Raw genomic sequence first — 15400 nt, 5'->3', positions numbered from 1 at the left:
CACACCCTAAAATCCGCACGTCAGGGCCGCTTCGACGCAGCAGCGTGCCCCCCGCACCGCCTGCACGAGGAGTCGCACCTCATGGCCGAACACCCCGCCTACCCCGTAGGTCTCCGCCTCACCGGCCGCAGGGTCGTCGTCCTCGGCGGCGGCCAGGTCGCCCAGCGCCGCCTCCCGGCGCTGATCGCCGCGGGCGCGGACATCCGTCTCGTGTCCCCCGAGGCGACCCCGTCCGTCGAGGCCATGGCGGACGCCGGCGAGATCGCCTGGGAGCGGCGCCGCTACGCGGAAGGCGACCTCACCGACGCCTGGTACGCCCTGATCGCCACCAGCGACCCCGAGGCCAACTCCGCCGCTTCCGCCGAGGCGGAACGCCACCGCGTCTGGTGCGTCCGCTCCGACGACGCCGACGCGGCGACCGCCTGGACCCCGGCCACCGGCCACAGCGAGGGCGTCACCGTCGCCGTGCTCACCACCGACGCCCGGGGCCGCGACCCCCGGCACACCGCCGCGATCCGCGACGCGGTCGTCGAGGGGCTGCGCGACGGCACCCTGGTGGCACCGCACCACCGCACCCGCACCCCCGGCGTCGCCCTGGTCGGCGGTGGCCCCGGCGACCCGGACCTGATCACGGTCCGCGGCCGGCGTCTCCTGGCCGAGGCCGACGTGGTCATCGCCGACCGCCTCGGCCCGCGTGACCTGCTCGCCGAACTCCCGTCGCATGTCGAGGTGATCGACGCGGCGAAGATCCCGTACGGCCGTTTCATGGCCCAGGAGGCCATCAACAACGCGCTGATCGAGCATGCCAAGCAGGGCAAGTCCGTGGTACGCCTCAAGGGCGGCGACCCGTACGTCTTCGGCCGGGGCATGGAAGAGGTCCAGGCCCTTGCCGAGGCCGGGATCCCGTGCACGGTCGTCCCCGGCATCTCGAGCTCGATCTCGGTGCCCGGCGCGGCCGGCATCCCGGTCACGCACCGGGGTGTCGCCCATGAGTTCACGGTGGTCAGCGGCCATGTCGCCCCTGACGACGAGCGCTCCCTGGTCGACTGGCCGTCACTGGCCAGGCTCACCGGCACCCTGGTGATCCTGATGGGCGTCGACAAGATCGGGAAGATCGCCGGGACGCTCGTCGCCCACGGCAAGTCCCCCGAGACACCCGTCGCCCTGGTCCAGGAGGGCACGACCGCCGCCCAGCGACGCGTCGACGCCACCCTCGCCACGGTCGCGGACGCCGTGCGTACCGAGGACGTGAAACCCCCCGCGGTCATCGTCATCGGCGAGGTGGTCGCCGTGGGAACCACCCCCTCCGTCCTCCTCCCCGAGTAACCGCGGGTAACCCACCCGTTCCGAGCCGTTGGCACCGCACCCAGGACAAGGCAGTATCGCTCTGTGGCCGATCTCATCACCGTTGAGGACCCAGCCGACCCGCGTCTGCGCGACTACACGGGCCTGACCGACGTCGAGTTGCGCCGCAAGCGCGAACCGGCCGAGGGCCTGTTCATCGCCGAGGGCGAGAAGGTCATCCGGCGGGCCAAGGAAGCGGGCTACGAGATGCGCTCGATGCTGCTCTCGGCCAAGTGGATCGACGTCATGCGCGACGTCATCGACGAACTCCCGGCCCCCGTGTACGCGGTGAGCCCCGAGCTCGCCGAACGGGTCACCGGCTACCACGTGCACCGCGGCGCCCTCGCCTCCATGCAGCGCAAACCGCTCCCGACGGCGGCCGAACTGCTGCAGGACGCGCGCCGGGTCGTGATCATGGAAGCGGTCAACGACCACACCAACATCGGCGCGATCTTCCGGTCGGCGGCCGCCCTCGGCATGGACGCGGTCCTCCTCTCCCCGGACTGCGCCGACCCGCTCTACCGCCGCAGTGTGAAGGTGTCGATGGGCGCCGTCTTCTCCGTGCCGTACGCCCGCCTCGACACCTGGCCCAAGGGGCTGGAGTCGGTCCGCGAGGCGGGCTTCAGCCTCCTCGCGCTCACCCCGGACGAGAAGGCGAAGACCCTCGACGAGGCGGCACCGCACCGCATGGACCGCGTCGCGCTCATGCTGGGCGCCGAGGGCGACGGGTTGTCCACCCAGGCCCTGGTCGCCGCCGACGAATGGGTACGCATCCCCATGGCCCACGGCGTCGACTCCCTGAACGTCGGCGCGGCGGCCGCGGTCGCCTTCTACGCCGTGGCCACCGGCCGCCCGGAGGCGTAGACCCCGACGTGCCCGACGGCGCAGCCCCCCCGGTGGGGTGCAGGGGCGGAGCCCCGCGGGGGTTCAGGGGGCGGAGCCCCCTGGCGGGGTCGAAGGGGCGGAGCCCCTGGGGACGGGAAGGGTAGGGGCGGCGGGGGCGAGGAACATCACCGCCCACCGACGGTCGCCGGGGAACATCCCCGCCCACCGACGGTTGCCCCGGCACCAGCATCGCCCCGCCCGGACAGCCCGTGCCCCCGCGGCGAGCGCTACTCCCGCAGATCCGCCGGAGGCAACGGCACATGCGCCCGCCGCGCATGTACGACGCTCCCGGCGCCGCCGAGCCCGTGCGCCGGCCCCTGGCACCCCTGGGCCGCCGCGATGCCGAGCGCGACCAGCAGGGTCACCACGACGAACACGAACAGCCGCTGGCGCAGCAGCCGGGGGTTGGCGGGCCGCCGCCCGGTTCCCGTGGGACGCGGACGTCCGGCACCACCGCGCTGACCGGGACGCCCCGAACCGCCGGACCGGGTGGCGCCCCGCGAGGTGGGGGTCGCCCGCCCGCCGCCGGTGCGCGACCCGTCCGGCCGGGACGGCACACCGCCCCTCGGCAGACCACCACCGCGCGGCGGCGTGCCGCCCCGTCCGGCTGCCCCGCCGCGCGGTGGCGGGGTGCCTTGCGAGGCCGCCGGGCGCCGCTGCGCGCGCTGCGAATCCGGGTAGGTCTCGGCGAGCCGCCCGGTGGGCCGGTCCGCCTCGGCGGCGCGCGGCGTGGGCGGCCGGACCGTGGCCAGGCCCTGCGCCTCACGCGCCGCGATCTCCTTCAGCCGCAGCGACAGCTGCAGCGTGCTCGGGCGCTCCTCGGGATCCTTCGCCAGACAGGCCCGCACGAGCGGCGCGAGCGCGTCGGGCACCCCGTGCAGATGCGGTTCCTCGTGCACCACCCGGTACAGCATCACCTCGGAACTGCCGTGCCCGAACGGGGAGTCACCCGTCGACGCGTAAGCCAGGGTCGCCCCCAACGAGAACACGTCCGTGGCCGGCGTGACCGCGGCGCCGCGCACCTGCTCGGGCGCGAGGAATCCGGGGGAGCCGACGGCCGTGCCGACGTGCGTGAGCGTCGAGGCACCCGTGGACCAGGCGATGCCGAAGTCGATGATCCGCGGCCCCTTGGGGGACAGCAGGATGTTGGACGGCTTCAGGTCCCGGTGCACCACACCGGCCTCGTGCACGGCGACCAGCCCCTCGGACAGGGCGGCTCCGATGGAGGCCGCCTCGGCCGCGCCGAGCGGGCCCTCGTCGGCGACCTTGTCGTGCAGGGAGGGACCGGGCACGTACTGGGTGGCGAACCACGGCCGTTCCGCCTCCAGGTCCGCCGCCACCAGCCGGGCCGTACACCCGCCCCTGATCCGTCGCGCCGCGGAGACCTCACGCGCGAACCGCGACCGGAACTCCTGGTCCTCCGCTAGGTCCGGCCGGATGACCTTCAGGGCGACCCGCTGCCCCTTCTTGTCGGAGCCCAGGTAGACAACCCCCATGCCGCCCGCGCCGAGCCGTCTGTGAAGCCTGAACGAGCCGACGACGCGCGGGTCCTCGCGCCTCAGGCGCATCATCGCCATGTTCATCCCCGCTGCCCGGTCCGTGTGACGTGGCACAGCTTACGTTTCCACGGCCCGCAGCGCGCAGAGGCCGCGCCCTCTCGCCCCCATGGATTGTCAGTGCCGGGTGGGAGACTTGAAGAGTGGTCAGGGCGCCGTCGCAGCGGGCTCCCTTGACCGCCCAGTGGCCTCAACCATCCATCCCGGAAGGGGGATTGGACGCGTGAAGGGTGACCGTGTGGAGATAGTCGTGGACGCGGGGGACACGACACGGACGTACGAGGTGGTGGCGAGCCGGGCGGGCCGCCGAGTGGAGACGGCGGTGCGGCGAGGGGTGGTCGAAGTGAGCGAAGTCACTCGCAACGGTAGCGTGGTCCGCACGGCCCGCTTCATGGCGAACCGGGTCCTGGCCCTGGTCGAACAGCCGGTGCCGCGCGAGGACAGCTCGGAAAAGCAGGGGCACTCCGGGCGTCCCCTCCGGGAAGACCCCGAGATCAAGGGCCGCATCTCCACCCAGGGGAGTACACCGCAGGTGACGGCTCATCCTCCGGGAGGCCCGTCAAGCGGTACGACGGCATGACGCCCGTCGTCGCCGACCCGCCTAGATTGGGGGTCAAGCGGCGGGTGCAGCACTCGTCCCCCGAGGTCAAGACACCCGCCGCTGCCAAGGACAACTGAAACGGTCAGGAGAGGGACCATGGCCCACACGGCTCCGCGGACACTCATCCGCACGCAGGCACGCACCGCGCGCCCCCGCCGTACCGGCCGGCGTCACCCACTGGTGGCGACCGCGATGGTCCTCCCCCTGGCGGCCCTGCTCGTCTACGCCTTCGGCGGATGGGAAGCAGTGGTCACACAGGCGTCGTCCGTGGGTGTGATGCTGGGGCGCTGAACAGCGACCCCAGGCCCGGAAGAGCGGTCCGGGCGGGGACATCCACCCATGAAACCCCGTGGGGACGGGGGTGCGGCGGACGGCACAGATGCCGGCGCAGCTGGGGAGCTGCGCCGGCATAACCCCCTTTGGGCCCGAGCCGGAGCCGCTTTTCGCGGATGTGGTTGGTGTCTGTGGGGGCTGCTCGGTTATGGGCCGCGGTTCAGACGGGTTCGTTGTGGCGGGCGACGGTTGGTCGTCCGCGGCCCGGCACGAGTGGGCGCGGCGGCACCCCGTCGCGCCGGGCTCCGCGCCCCTGGCCCGCACAGGTCCCCCGGCAGCACTCGACCCCGGCACACCGCACCCCCGTACCCTTCGCAGAAACGTCGCCGCCCCAGAGGACCCCGTGACCGCAGACCTCCTGCTGCCGCAGCTGATCGCGAAGGTCACCGCCGCCGCTCACCCGGACGGAGCGGCCTGTGCCTGCGGAACCGCCTCCGTCGCCCTCGCCGACCGTCCCGACGCCACTGTCGTCCGGCACGCCGGAATCGTCGCCAAGGCCCACGCGCCGGACACGGACCACGCCGAGCTGACCCTGCGCCTGGCCGTCGCCGCCCGTCTGCCGGGCATACTCCTCGCGCCCGTCACCGCGGACCCGGTCACCGTGGACAGCCGGCTCGTCACCTTCTGGCCTCACGGTGTCCCCGTGGACCCGGACGATCCGGAGGCCGCCCCCTGGGAGGCCGCCGCCACCCTCCTCGCCCGCCTGCACCGGGCGCACGCCCCCACCACCGTGCCCCCGATGCGCGGCCCCGCCAAGGCCGCACGTGCTCTGGCCAGGCTCCGGGCCGCCCTCGCCGGCGAAGACCACCCCGCCGCACGCCCCGTTCTGCGCGCCTGGGCGGCGCTCCCGGCGTGGGCCCGCGCCGAGGCGCCCATGCCCGGCACCGCCGTCCTCTGCCACGGCGATCTCCACCTCGGTCAGCTCGTCCGGCACCCCGCCCCGGACGGCTCCTGGCGGCTGATCGACGTCGACGACCTCGGGGTGGGTGTCGCGGCCTGGGACCTGGCGCGTCCCGCCGCCTGGTACGCCTGCGGACTCCTCCCGCCCGACGAGTGGGCCCGCTTCCTCGCCGCCTACCGCGCCGCGGGCGGCCCGGCCGTGCCTCCGGACGGCGACCCCTGGCCCGCCTTGGACGTCCCGGCCCGTGCCCTCACCGTCCAGACCGCCGCCCTGGTGATCAGCAAGGCCCGTGCCGCGGACCGGCCGCTGGACGAGGTGGAGCAGTCCGTCATCGACGCCTGCGCGCGGATGGGCTCCGCCCCGCCCGAGTCGCCGCACGGATTCCCGAAGTAGGGTGCAACCGACCGGGGCCGCACGGAGTCTGTCCTGGGGAAACACGAAGCAGGACCGACCGGCGAGGAGTTGAGCCGAGCAATGAAGTGCCCCAAGTGCCATGCGGAGATGCACACGTACAACCGCAACGGCGTCCAGATCGAACAGTGCAGCGGCTGCCGCGGCATCTTCCTCGACTACGGCGAACTGGAGGCCCTCACGCGTCTGGAGTCCCAGTGGTCCCAGCCTGCCCCGCCGCCTCCGCCCGCCCCCCAGGCCTACCCGGCCCCGCCGGCACCCGCCTGGGGCGCTCCGTACGGCGGCGGACACGGCGGTCACGGTGGCCACTACGGCGGTCACGGCGGCCACCACCGCCACAAGAGCTTCGGCCACATGCTGTTCTCCAGCTGAGCCCAACGGGCCCATCGGGAGCTGAGCCCAACAGACCCACCGGGCATCCACCGGGCGCACGACGGAGCCCCCGGCCGTACGAGACGGCCGGGGGCTCCGGTGTGTGGACGATACTGGGATTGAACCAGTGACCTCTTCCGTGTCAGGGAAGCGCTCTCCCGCTGAGCTAATCGTCCGGGGGTGCTGCGTGCGCGATACTGGGATTGAACCAGTGACCTCTTCCGTGTCAGGGAAGCGCTCTCCCGCTGAGCTAATCGCGCGGGTACGGATCTTGCCGAAGGTGCCGGCAGATCCCGTGGACGATACTGGGATTGAACCAGTGACCTCTTCCGTGTCAGGGAAGCGCTCTCCCGCTGAGCTAATCGTCCATGGAGGTGGAGACGGGATTTGAACCCGTGTAGACGGCTTTGCAGGCCGTTGCCTCGCCTCTCGGCCACTCCACCAGGAGTGTGCAGGGAACCGGGAAGTCCCCTCTCCTTCGAGCGGACGACGAGGCTCGAACTCGCGACCTCAACCTTGGCAAGGTTGCGCTCTACCAACTGAGCTACGTCCGCCTGTCGTTTCGGTTCGCTTGCGCGTCCCGGCGACGTGTTGAACTCTAGCGGATTCCCGGGCCAGCACAAAAACGCGTTTGCGCAGCGTGCTGCGCTGCACCCGGGAGACCCCGTGGTCAGGACGCCCGGGAGGACACCTCCGGGTCTCCCGCGCGACACCCGCCATAGACTCGGTCGTGTGCTCCACCTGCCCCCTCTCGCCCGCTTCGGCCACCGCGTCGCCACCGGTCTCCTCGATGTGACCAGTGACCCGGCGGCGCTGGACTCCACCGGCTTCTGGGCCGTCTGCGCCGACTTCGAGGGCGCCCTGACCTGCGCCCGCTTCGCCGACGTACGGGAGCTGCCGGTGCCCGCGCCGGCGCCGGGCGGGTGGCGCGGCCCGGCCGTGGACGCCTGGACGTCGTCACTCGACAGCGACGCGTACACCGCGGCCGTGCGCCGGATCCGCGCGCACATCGCGGCCGGCGACGTGTACCAGGCCAACCTCTGCCGCGTCCTGACGGCGCCGGTCGATCCCGACGCCGATGTGGACGCCCTCACGGCCCTGCTGGCGCGCGGCAACCCCGCACCCTATGCAGGAACGATTCGGCTGCCGGGGCACGGTGTCGAGATCGCCACCGCCTCGCCCGAGCTGTTCCTGCGCCGGGAGGGGCGGACGGTCGAGTCCGGGCCGATCAAGGGCACCGGGCGCACCGAGGCGGACCTCCTGGAGAAGGACTACGCCGAGAACGTGATGATCGTGGACCTGGTCCGCAACGACATCGGGCGTGTCTGCGCCACCGGCAGCGTCACCGTCCCCGACCTCTGCGCCGTGGAGAAGCACCCCGGCCTGGTCCATCTCGTCTCCACGGTCCGCGGCGAGCTGCGCGAACGGGCCGGCTGGCCCGAACTGCTCGCCGCCGCCTTCCCGCCCGGCTCGGTCACCGGTGCTCCCAAGCAGAGCGCCCTGCGCATCATCTCCGCCTTGGAGACGGAACCCCGAGGCCCGTACTGCGGCGGCATCGGCTGGGTCGACGCCGACCGGGGCACGGGCGAGCTGGCCGTGGGCATCCGTACCTTCTGGATCGACCGCGCCGAGGGTGTCCTGAGGTTCGGCACCGGCGCCGGGATCACCTGGGGGTCCGACCCCGAGGGCGAGTGGCGGGAGACCGAGCTCAAGGCGTCCCGCCTGCTCGCGGTAGCGTCGGGGGCGTACGAGGAGAGTGGAGGGGCGCTCATATGAAGATCTGGCTGGATGGCGGGCTGCAGGACGTCGACACCGCCCGTGTCTCCGTCTTCGACCACGGGCTGACCGTGGGCGACGGCGTCTTCGAGACGGTCAAGGCGGTCCACGGCAAGCCCTTCGCGCTCACCCGGCACCTCGACCGGCTGACGCGCTCCGCCCGGGGTCTGGGACTGCCCGACCCCGACCTCGACGAGGTGCGCCGCGCCTGCGCGGCCGTCCTGGAGGCCGGCCCGGTGCCGCTCGGCAGGCTGCGCATCACCTACACCGGCGGCCACGGGCCGCTCGGCTCGGACCGTGGCGATCAGGGCCCCACCCTGGTGGTCGCCCTGGGCGAGACCAGCCGTCGCCCCGACTCCACCGCAGTGATCACCGTCCCGTGGACCCGCAACGAGCGGGGCGCCCTCACCGGCCTGAAGACCACCTCATACGCCGAGAACGTCGTCGCCCTCGCCCGCGCCCACGAACAGGGCGCCTCCGAGGCGCTCTTCGCCAACACGGTCGGCCGGCTGTGCGAGGGCACGGGCTCGAACGTGTTCGTCGTCCTGGACGGCGAGATCCACACCCCGCCGCTCGCCTCCGGCTGCCTGGCCGGCATCACCCGGGTGCTGACCGCGGAGTGGACCGGCGCGCGGGAGACCGACCTGCCGCTCGACGTCCTGGAGCACGCCGACGAGGTCTTCCTGACGTCCACGCTGCGGGACGTGCAGGCCGTGCACCGGGTCGACGGCCGGGAGCTGCCGGGCGCCCCCGGGCCGGTGACCACCAAGGCGATGCGGGTCTTCGAAGAGCGCTCCGGGCACGACCTCGATCCCTGAGAGCCCCGGAAAACGAGCTGACGTGGTCCTTCGCGGTGGGTAGAACACCTCTGATGACGACGACCCTGCGGCCGACCGAGCCGCTTCAGCAGCATCCGGACGGAACACGCTCCCGGCGCTACCAGGTGTGCGTCAACGGCCGCCCGGTGGGCGGAGTACGCCTGTCCACACACCCCGAGTACGGGGACACCGTGGCCCGCCTCCAAGACCTGCGCATCGAGGAACCCGACCGCGGGCGGGGCCGGGGCACGGTGGCCGCGCTCGCCGCCGAGGAGGTCGCCCGCGGCTGGGGGTGCCGACGCGTCGAGATATCGGTGCCCGAGGAGTCCGCCGCGGCGCTCCGGCTCGCCACGGCGCTCGGATACGTGCCGCGCAACCGGAACATGGCGAAACGCCTGGTCGGCGTGGCGCCCGTGCTGCCGCCCGGCAGCACCGTCCGGCCCATGTCGGAGGACGAGTTCGGTCCGTGGCTGGCAGAGGACCGGGAGCGCTTCGCGAGCAGTCTGATCACCAGGGGCGTGTCCGAGGCGGAGGCGTACGCCAAGGCGGACCAGGGTCATGCCCGGTACCTGCCGGACGGGCCGGCCACCGACAACATGCTGATCAGCGTCCTGGAACACGAGGGGACCCCGGTCGGCACCCTGTGGGTCGGGCTGCGGATGGCGCTGTGGCCGGACGCCGCCTACGTGCTCAACGTCGAGGTGCGGGAGGAGCACCGGGGTCGTGGCCACGGGCGGACACTGATGCTGCTGGCGGAGGCGCAGGGCATCGGCGCCGGCAAGAACCGCATCGCACTGAACGTCTTCGCCGGCAACACCCCGGCGGAGCGGCTCTACACGGCCCTGGGCTACGAGCCGACCGCGCACCACCTCTACAAGGACCTGTGCTGAGATCCTGAGCGGGCCGGTTCGGGGCGGGCAGCGGGCACCCGCGCCGAGGACCCGCGGCGGGGTCCTGTCACCGCGCCGGCGCGCCCCCGGCCAGCAACCGGTCCGCGATCTCCTCGACCCGCTCGCGCAGGCCCTCCTGGCTCTTGCCGCCGTCGAGGCGTTCGCCGCCGATGACGTACGTCGGGGTGCCGGTGACGCCGATCGCCTTGCCCTCGGCCTGGTCGGCGTCGACGACCAGGATGTGCCGGCCGTCGATCAGGGCGGTGTCGAACTCCTCGGCGTCCAGCCCGAGCTCCCGGGCCACCTCGACCAGGAAGGGTTCTCCCTTACGGTCCAGTTCCTCGACGCGGGCCAGCACCGCCTCGACGTATGCCCAGCCCCGCCCCTGCTTCAGCGCCTCCTCGGCGGCCTGCGCGGCGGCGAACGCGTGCTTGTGCTTCTCCAGCGGGAAGTGCCGCAGCCGCAGCTCCAGCCGGTCGCCGTAGCGGGCGCGCAGGGCACGCAGGTCGGCCAGGGCGGTGCGGCAGTCCGGGCACTGCAGTTCGCACCAGACGTCCAGCACGGGAACGGCGGTGCGCGCGGGGGAGGAGTCGCTCATGAGCACCAGTCTCCCAGTCCGGATCCCACCGGCCCAACCGGCCCCGATCGGCTCCGTACGCCGTGACCGGCACCTGGGGAGGAGGTGACCCGGAGATGTCCCTGATGTCGGGCCGGGGCATGGCCTCGCAGGTACCGGGCGGTGCACGATGGAGTGGACAGGGTGCCGTGACCGAGCCGCCAGGAGGACCGGATGATTGCCGAGACCGTCTGCTCCGCCGTCTCCGCGGCCGGCCTGGGCATCGCGGTGGTCACCGCGTACCGCAGGCGTTTCCTGGCCGCCGCCCGGATCGCGGCCTACTCGCTCGTGCCGGTGGGACTGGTGATGACCGGCGTCGTCGGCTGGCTGGCCGACACCGCGTTCAGCCCGACGGCCTGGGCCGGCTTCGGGGTGCTGGGCGCGGCCTGGGCCCTGTTCGCGACGACCCGGGCCGTGGAGCGCAGGCGCGGGGGAACCCGTGCCGAGCGCAGGGCGGCAAGGACGGCGGAGCGTGAGGCGGTCGCTCCGGCGGCCGCGGCGCCCTCCCTCGGTCAGGGCACCCGTCCGGCCCCCCGCCCCGCCGCGGCCCCTCGCACCGGTGACTCCGCGGACGACTTCAGCGACATCGAGGCCATCCTCAAGAAGCACGGAATATGACGTCGTCGGGCACCCGCCCACCGGACACAGACCGTCCCCGCCGTGCCCTCAAATGATCACTGCTGGGCCGGAACCGGACCGACATCGATGAATTCGGCGAGCTCCCGCTCATTCCGAGCGTGTTGATCGCGGCCGGGGTGCCCTCTGGTCCATCATCGCCGCGAGATGCTGGACACGTCAGAGAGCGAGGCCGCGCCGCCGAAGGACGAGCCGCGCGGGTGCCTCTTCGCCCTTTCCCAGCCACCGCTGATGATCTTCCTGGCGGTGATCGGGTGTCTGCTCCTCATGGCTGCGCTGCACGATCTGCTGTTGCTGTGAGCCGTACACGCCCGTCCCCGGCGTCACCCGCCGGGGGCGGCGTCGACAGCGGGCGACCGCCGTCAGCCGGCCGCTTCCTTCCGGCGAGCCCGGTAGGCGGCCACGTGCAGCCGGTTCCCGCAGGTGCGGGAGTCGCAGTAGCGACGCGAACGGTTGCGGGAGAGGTCGACGAAGGCCCGTCGGCAGTCGGGCGCCTCGCAGCGCCGCAGCCGCTCCTGCTCCCCGGCCACCACGAAGAACGCGAGAGCCATCCCGCAGTCGGCGGCCAGGTGGTCGGCCACCGAGGCACCCGGCGCGAAGTAGTGCACATGCCAGTCGTAGCCGTCGTGATCGGTCAGCTGGGGGGTGGTGCCCGCGGCGGCCACCAGCTCGTTGATCATCCCGGCGGCGGTACGGGCGTCCGATGCGGCGAAGACCCCCGCGAACCGACCGCGGACCTTGCGCACCGCCGACAGGTCGAACTCCGAGAGCACCCCGACACCGCTGATCTCGTGCTTCCGCACGAAGTCCGCCAGAGCCGCGACGTCCGGCAGCCCGTCCGCCGCCGCGTCCTCCTCCGGCGCGGTGTTCACCAGATCCACCACGGTGTCGAGGGCGCACCGGGTGTCGTGGGTGATCAACACGTTTTCGCTCCCTGGCCTGGGGGTCGGGCGGGCGCCCGCCGATGCTGGCCGATGGTAGCGACATACCCGCGCACCGCACCCGGCCCCGCCCCACAATCGGCTCCCGGTAGAACGGCTGCGAGCCGGCCGGCGTTCCCGTAGTGCCGCGGCCCCGCCCGGCGGAGAGCACTCGCACACCGACGCCGTCCCCGTGAACACGTACGGTGACGGCGCCGGTCCTGCCGTATGCGGTTGTCCTGGCCCGAGAGCCGCCCGAGCCGTCTCCCCGAGTTGGACGGCGTCGGCCGGCTTCGAGATCCCGCGACCTAGCTTTCCGCCAGGATGTGCGAGAGCTCCTGATCCAGATCGAAGTGCCGGTGTTCCGTGCCGGGCGGCACGGCCGCGTCCGTCCGCTTCAGGAAGGACTCCAGGGCCCGCGCCGGGGCCTCGAGCAGGGCCTCCCCCTCCGGGGAGCTCAGGGCGATGCACACGACGCCCTGGCCATGGCTCCGTGACGGCCAGACGCGGACGTCGCCGGTGCCGGTGGGACGATGAAGCCCCTCGGCGAGGAGGTCGCGGGCGAACACCCACTCGACGGTCTCCTCGGCTCCGGTGTGGAAGGTGGCGTGCACGGCGTAGGGGTCGGCCGTGTCGTACCGCAGGCCTGCGGGGACAGGCAGGGAGGACTCGCTCGACACAACGAGGCGCAGGTGCAGCTCGCAGCTGACCGTGGTGTTCATAAGCGCCAGGGCCTTTCGCTCAGTGTGCGCTCGGGGATTCGCACGTCGGCGAAATCGACATGCCACCTACGGTGCCGTTGTAAACCCCTCTGAGTGTTTTGCGTGTGTTTACGTAACTCTTCCGGCCGAGTGCGGGTCTGGGACGTACGCCCATTCCGGTGATTGGTTTCGCTCCGGTAGGGTTTGGTCGTATGAATACGGGGAGTAACGAGCCTGGCGGGGTTGCCGTGGCGTCGGACGAGGCGGAGGAGATGAGGGACGGGGCGCGGGACGAGCGGGGACTCGGATCGAGGGCACCGGATTTCATCAAGGCCCGGCGTGCACTGCACCTGAGCTGGCAGGTCGGCGTCTTCGTCGTCGGGCTGGCGGTCGTGGCGGCGGGGATCGTCATGCTGCCGCTGCCCGGGCCGGGTTGGGTCGTGATCTTCGGTGGCATGGCCGTCTGGGCGACCGAGTTCGTCTGGGCCCAGCTGGTGCTCCGCTGGACCAAGCGCAAGGTCACCGAGGCCGCGCAGCGGGCACTCGACCCGAAGGTGCGCCGCCGGAACATCGTCCTGACCTCGGTCGGGCTGGTGGTCGTCGGTGTGCTGCTCGGGATCTACCTGTGGAAGTTCGGTTTCGTGATGCCCTGGAAGATCGGCGCTCAGTGACCCGGTTCGGGGCCGGGTCGGTCGGCTCCGCCGGCCAGGGCCGGGTGGCCGCGGCCGGCCCCGCCCGTGGTCGGACGTGCTCGCCGGATCGGGTAATGTTCTTCCTGCGCCCGGGCGATTAGCTCAGTGGGAGAGCGCTTCGTTCACACCGAAGAGGTCACTGGTTCGAACCCAGTATCGCCCACCACCCGGAACCGACGGCCCATCTGCGACATCGCAGGTGGGCCGCGGTCGTGCGCCCCCGGCCGCGTGGTCCGGCCGGGGCGCCTTCGGCGGAACGGGTCACCACTGGACCGCGCCGCCTGCGCCGACGAGGGTGGTTCGAGATCATTTCCTCCGGTTGCCGCACGTTGTGGGCTATGGGTCCGGTGTGATCCGAGTCGTCCGGTGGGCGCGGCGGACGTCGAACGGCGCGCGCGTGAACCGCGGGGCCGCCGGGTCCGCTGACCGGCGCTGCGGCTTCCGTCGCCGCCTTCCGTCGCCCGCACCCTCCCTTCGACGCTCTCACCTGCGAGGTCCCCGGCTCGTCCGCTCCGGAGTGCCGATCCCCGCGGGCGCCCGCCCAAGAAAATCCTGTCCGAATCATTGACGCACCCCGGACCCCTCCGTACCTTGTGCCAGCAAGCGCTTACTTGAAACGATTCATGACTGCTCACGAGGCTGCGGGGAGGCCCAACAGTGGTGACTGGCAAGAATGTTGAGAGGCGTACGATCCTGAAGGCGGCCGGGGCGGGGGCGGCCGCGCTCGGGCTGGCCGCCACGACGGGCTGCGGGGGCGACAGCGGATCCGGGGACGGGACGGTTACGATCCGTTACTCCTGGTGGGGTGCCGAGGAGCGGGCGAAAAAGATCAATCAAACCATCGCGCTCTTCGAGAAGAAGCATCCGAAGATCAAGGTCAAGACCGACTTTCAGACGTATCAATCGTTCTGGGAGAAGGTCCAGACGCAGGCCGCCGGCGGAAATCCCCCGGACGTTTTCCAGAACGCCGTCACGTTTCTTCGGAAGTACGACAAGAGGGGCATTCTCCTCGACCTCAAGTCCCAGATCCAGGCCGGCAATCTGAGCCTGGATCACTTCCGCGCGGGTGTCACCAAGGTGGGCGAGGTCGACGGCAAGCAGCTCGGCGTCCCGGTCGGCTCCAACACCATGGCGTTGGTCATCGACAAGAAGCTCTTCCAGCAGGCGGGCGTCGAGCCGCAGGAGGGCTGGACCTGGGACGAGTACTTCAAGGCGCTGAAGACCGTCCACGACAAGACCAAAGTGCCGGGGGACACGGGCTACTTCGCCATCATGTACCTGTACGACCTCTACCTCCGGCAGAACGGCAAGGCGTTCTTCACCAAGGACGGCCTCGGCTTCGACCAAGCCGACCTGACGGAGTGGTGGACGGACGGCTACAACCGCGTCAAGGCCGGCATCGTCACCGACCCCAAGATCGTCCAGCAGGACATGCCCAAGTCCTCGCTCTCCGCCCGCCACGGCGCCTCGGAGTTCACCTGGGACAACTTCACCGTCCGGTACACGGCCGAGGGCAACAGCACCTACGGCCTGGCACCGATCCCCACGACCGACGGCAAGCACACGGGCCAGTACCTCGCCTCCCTGATGCTGAGCGCCTCGGCCCACACCTCGCATCCCAAGGAGGTCGCCCAGTTCATCGACTTCATGGTCCACGACCCCGAGGTCGGCAAGATCATGGGCTACGACCGCGGCATCCTGGCCAGCACCGAGCAGTACCAGGCCTTCAAGCCGACCGACGCCGTGAACAAGGAGATCGCGCAGTACGAGGACGACACGGCCAAGGCCGGGGTGCTCGGCACGATCACCCCGCACCCCTCCGGCGCCGACACCACCGAGGCCGCCTTCCTGCGCATAGGCGGTGACCTCGGCCAGGGCAAGACCAAGGTCTCGGACGCGGTGAAGCAGTTCTTCACCGAGGCCGAGGCCGCCTTCCAGGCCTGACAAG

Annotated in this window: 17 protein-coding genes and 6 tRNA genes; 14 read left to right on the top strand and 9 right to left on the bottom strand. The window is 71.8% G+C overall.

Annotated elements, in window-relative coordinates; translation table 11 throughout:
- Positions 1-81: 81 nt before the first annotated feature.
- Positions 82-1326 carry a uroporphyrinogen-III C-methyltransferase gene (gene cobA / locus ACWC21_RS07500; RefSeq protein WP_450879086.1) on the top strand — a complete coding sequence of 415 codons (1245 nt, stop codon included), beginning with the start codon at positions 82-84 and terminating at the stop codon, positions 1324-1326.
- Positions 1327-1389: 63 nt separating this feature from the next.
- The gene (locus ACWC21_RS07495; RefSeq protein ID WP_450879084.1) at positions 1390-2208 is read left to right on the top strand and encodes a TrmH family RNA methyltransferase; all 819 of its coding nucleotides are present in this window, start codon (positions 1390-1392) and stop codon (positions 2206-2208) included.
- 248 nt (positions 2209-2456) lie between these two features.
- Here the strand turns inward: ACWC21_RS07495 and ACWC21_RS07490 are convergent, their stop codons facing one another.
- Positions 2457-3812, bottom strand: coding sequence for a serine/threonine-protein kinase (locus tag ACWC21_RS07490; RefSeq protein ID WP_450879347.1), 1356 nt, complete (start codon positions 3810-3812; stop codon positions 2457-2459).
- A 196-nt stretch (positions 3813-4008) separates the two neighbouring features.
- Here ACWC21_RS07490 and ACWC21_RS07485 point away from each other — a divergent pair, with 196 nt between their 5' ends.
- The 4 genes from ACWC21_RS07485 to ACWC21_RS07470 all read left to right on the top strand — a co-directional run bounded on the left by ACWC21_RS07485 (position 4009) and on the right by ACWC21_RS07470 (position 6403).
- A complete protein-coding gene (locus tag ACWC21_RS07485) occupies positions 4009-4365 on the top strand; it encodes a hypothetical protein (RefSeq protein ID WP_450879082.1) in 357 nt (118 codons plus the stop codon).
- 117 nt (positions 4366-4482) lie between these two features.
- Complete coding sequence (locus ACWC21_RS07480; protein WP_132853644.1) at positions 4483-4677, top strand: hypothetical protein; 195 nt, start codon at positions 4483-4485, stop codon at positions 4675-4677.
- 385 nt (positions 4678-5062) lie between these two features.
- On the top strand, positions 5063-6013 hold the full coding sequence (locus ACWC21_RS07475) for a phosphotransferase family protein (RefSeq protein WP_450879080.1): 951 nt from the start codon (positions 5063-5065) through the stop codon (positions 6011-6013).
- Positions 6014-6094: 81 nt separating this feature from the next.
- Positions 6095-6403, top strand: a complete 309-nt coding sequence (locus ACWC21_RS07470) for a TFIIB-type zinc ribbon-containing protein (protein ID WP_388794513.1) — start codon at positions 6095-6097, stop codon at positions 6401-6403.
- Between the two features lie 104 nt (positions 6404-6507).
- Here ACWC21_RS07470 and ACWC21_RS07465 read toward each other — a convergent pair.
- From ACWC21_RS07465 to ACWC21_RS07445, 5 genes are all read right to left on the bottom strand, one after another.
- Positions 6508-6579, bottom strand: a tRNA-Val gene (locus ACWC21_RS07465).
- 12 nt (positions 6580-6591) lie between these two features.
- Positions 6592-6663 (bottom strand) — tRNA-Val (locus ACWC21_RS07460).
- 36 nt (positions 6664-6699) lie between these two features.
- Positions 6700-6771: transfer RNA gene (locus ACWC21_RS07455), tRNA-Val, on the bottom strand.
- Between the two features lies 1 nt (position 6772).
- Positions 6773-6846, bottom strand: a tRNA-Cys gene (locus tag ACWC21_RS07450).
- Between the two features lie 38 nt (positions 6847-6884).
- Positions 6885-6957 (bottom strand) — tRNA-Gly (locus tag ACWC21_RS07445).
- Between the two features lie 178 nt (positions 6958-7135).
- Here ACWC21_RS07445 and ACWC21_RS07440 point away from each other — a divergent pair.
- Genes ACWC21_RS07440 through ACWC21_RS07430 form a run of 3 tightly spaced genes read left to right on the top strand, consistent with a single transcriptional unit; the run spans position 7136 to position 9887 of the window.
- Complete coding sequence (locus ACWC21_RS07440) at positions 7136-8179, top strand: chorismate-binding protein (RefSeq protein ID WP_450879077.1); 1044 nt, start codon at positions 7136-7138, stop codon at positions 8177-8179.
- Entirely contained in the window at positions 8176-8997 is an 822-nt protein-coding gene (locus tag ACWC21_RS07435) for an aminotransferase class IV (RefSeq protein ID WP_450879075.1), read from the top strand. The genes ACWC21_RS07440 and ACWC21_RS07435 overlap by 4 nt, the downstream gene beginning before the upstream one ends.
- A 53-nt stretch (positions 8998-9050) precedes the next feature.
- On the top strand, positions 9051-9887 hold the full coding sequence (locus ACWC21_RS07430) for a GNAT family N-acetyltransferase (RefSeq protein WP_450879073.1): 837 nt from the start codon (positions 9051-9053) through the stop codon (positions 9885-9887).
- A gap of 67 nt (positions 9888-9954) precedes the next feature.
- Here ACWC21_RS07430 and ACWC21_RS07425 read toward each other — a convergent pair whose 3' ends face one another.
- The gene (locus ACWC21_RS07425; RefSeq protein ID WP_450879071.1) at positions 9955-10485 is read right to left on the bottom strand and encodes a DsbA family protein; all 531 of its coding nucleotides are present in this window, start codon (positions 10483-10485) and stop codon (positions 9955-9957) included.
- A 192-nt stretch (positions 10486-10677) separates the two neighbouring features.
- Between ACWC21_RS07425 and ACWC21_RS07420 the strand changes: the two genes are divergently transcribed.
- The gene (locus ACWC21_RS07420; protein WP_450879069.1) at positions 10678-11121 is read left to right on the top strand and encodes a hypothetical protein; all 444 of its coding nucleotides are present in this window, start codon (positions 10678-10680) and stop codon (positions 11119-11121) included.
- 165 nt (positions 11122-11286) lie between these two features.
- Positions 11287-11439 carry a hypothetical protein gene (locus ACWC21_RS07415; RefSeq protein ID WP_167747935.1) on the top strand — a complete coding sequence of 51 codons (153 nt, stop codon included), beginning with the start codon at positions 11287-11289 and terminating at the stop codon, positions 11437-11439.
- Between the two features lie 62 nt (positions 11440-11501).
- Here the strand turns inward: ACWC21_RS07415 and ACWC21_RS07410 are convergent, their stop codons facing one another.
- Both ACWC21_RS07410 and ACWC21_RS07405 read right to left on the bottom strand, forming a co-directional pair.
- Positions 11502-12062, bottom strand: a complete 561-nt coding sequence (locus ACWC21_RS07410) for a CGNR zinc finger domain-containing protein (protein WP_450879067.1) — start codon at positions 12060-12062, stop codon at positions 11502-11504.
- Between the two features lie 305 nt (positions 12063-12367).
- Positions 12368-12781, bottom strand: coding sequence for an SsgA family sporulation/cell division regulator (locus ACWC21_RS07405; RefSeq protein WP_004002642.1), 414 nt, complete (start codon positions 12779-12781; stop codon positions 12368-12370).
- 191 nt (positions 12782-12972) lie between these two features.
- Between ACWC21_RS07405 and ACWC21_RS07400 the strand changes: the two genes are divergently transcribed.
- The 3 genes from ACWC21_RS07400 to ACWC21_RS07390 all read left to right on the top strand — a co-directional run bounded on the left by ACWC21_RS07400 (position 12973) and on the right by ACWC21_RS07390 (position 15396).
- A complete protein-coding gene (locus tag ACWC21_RS07400) occupies positions 12973-13431 on the top strand; it encodes a TIGR02611 family protein (RefSeq protein ID WP_450879065.1) in 459 nt (152 codons plus the stop codon).
- Positions 13432-13543: 112 nt separating this feature from the next.
- Positions 13544-13618, top strand: a tRNA-Val gene (locus ACWC21_RS07395).
- 491 nt (positions 13619-14109) lie between these two features.
- Positions 14110-15396: an ABC transporter substrate-binding protein gene (locus ACWC21_RS07390; protein ID WP_450879063.1), complete on the top strand. Its 1287-nt coding sequence runs from the start codon at positions 14110-14112 to the stop codon at positions 15394-15396.
- Positions 15397-15400 lie beyond the last annotated feature (4 nt).

The sequence above is a fragment of the Streptomyces sp. NPDC001348 genome (assembly GCF_053597535.1).
This window is presented reverse-complemented; position numbering and strand designations above follow the sequence as displayed.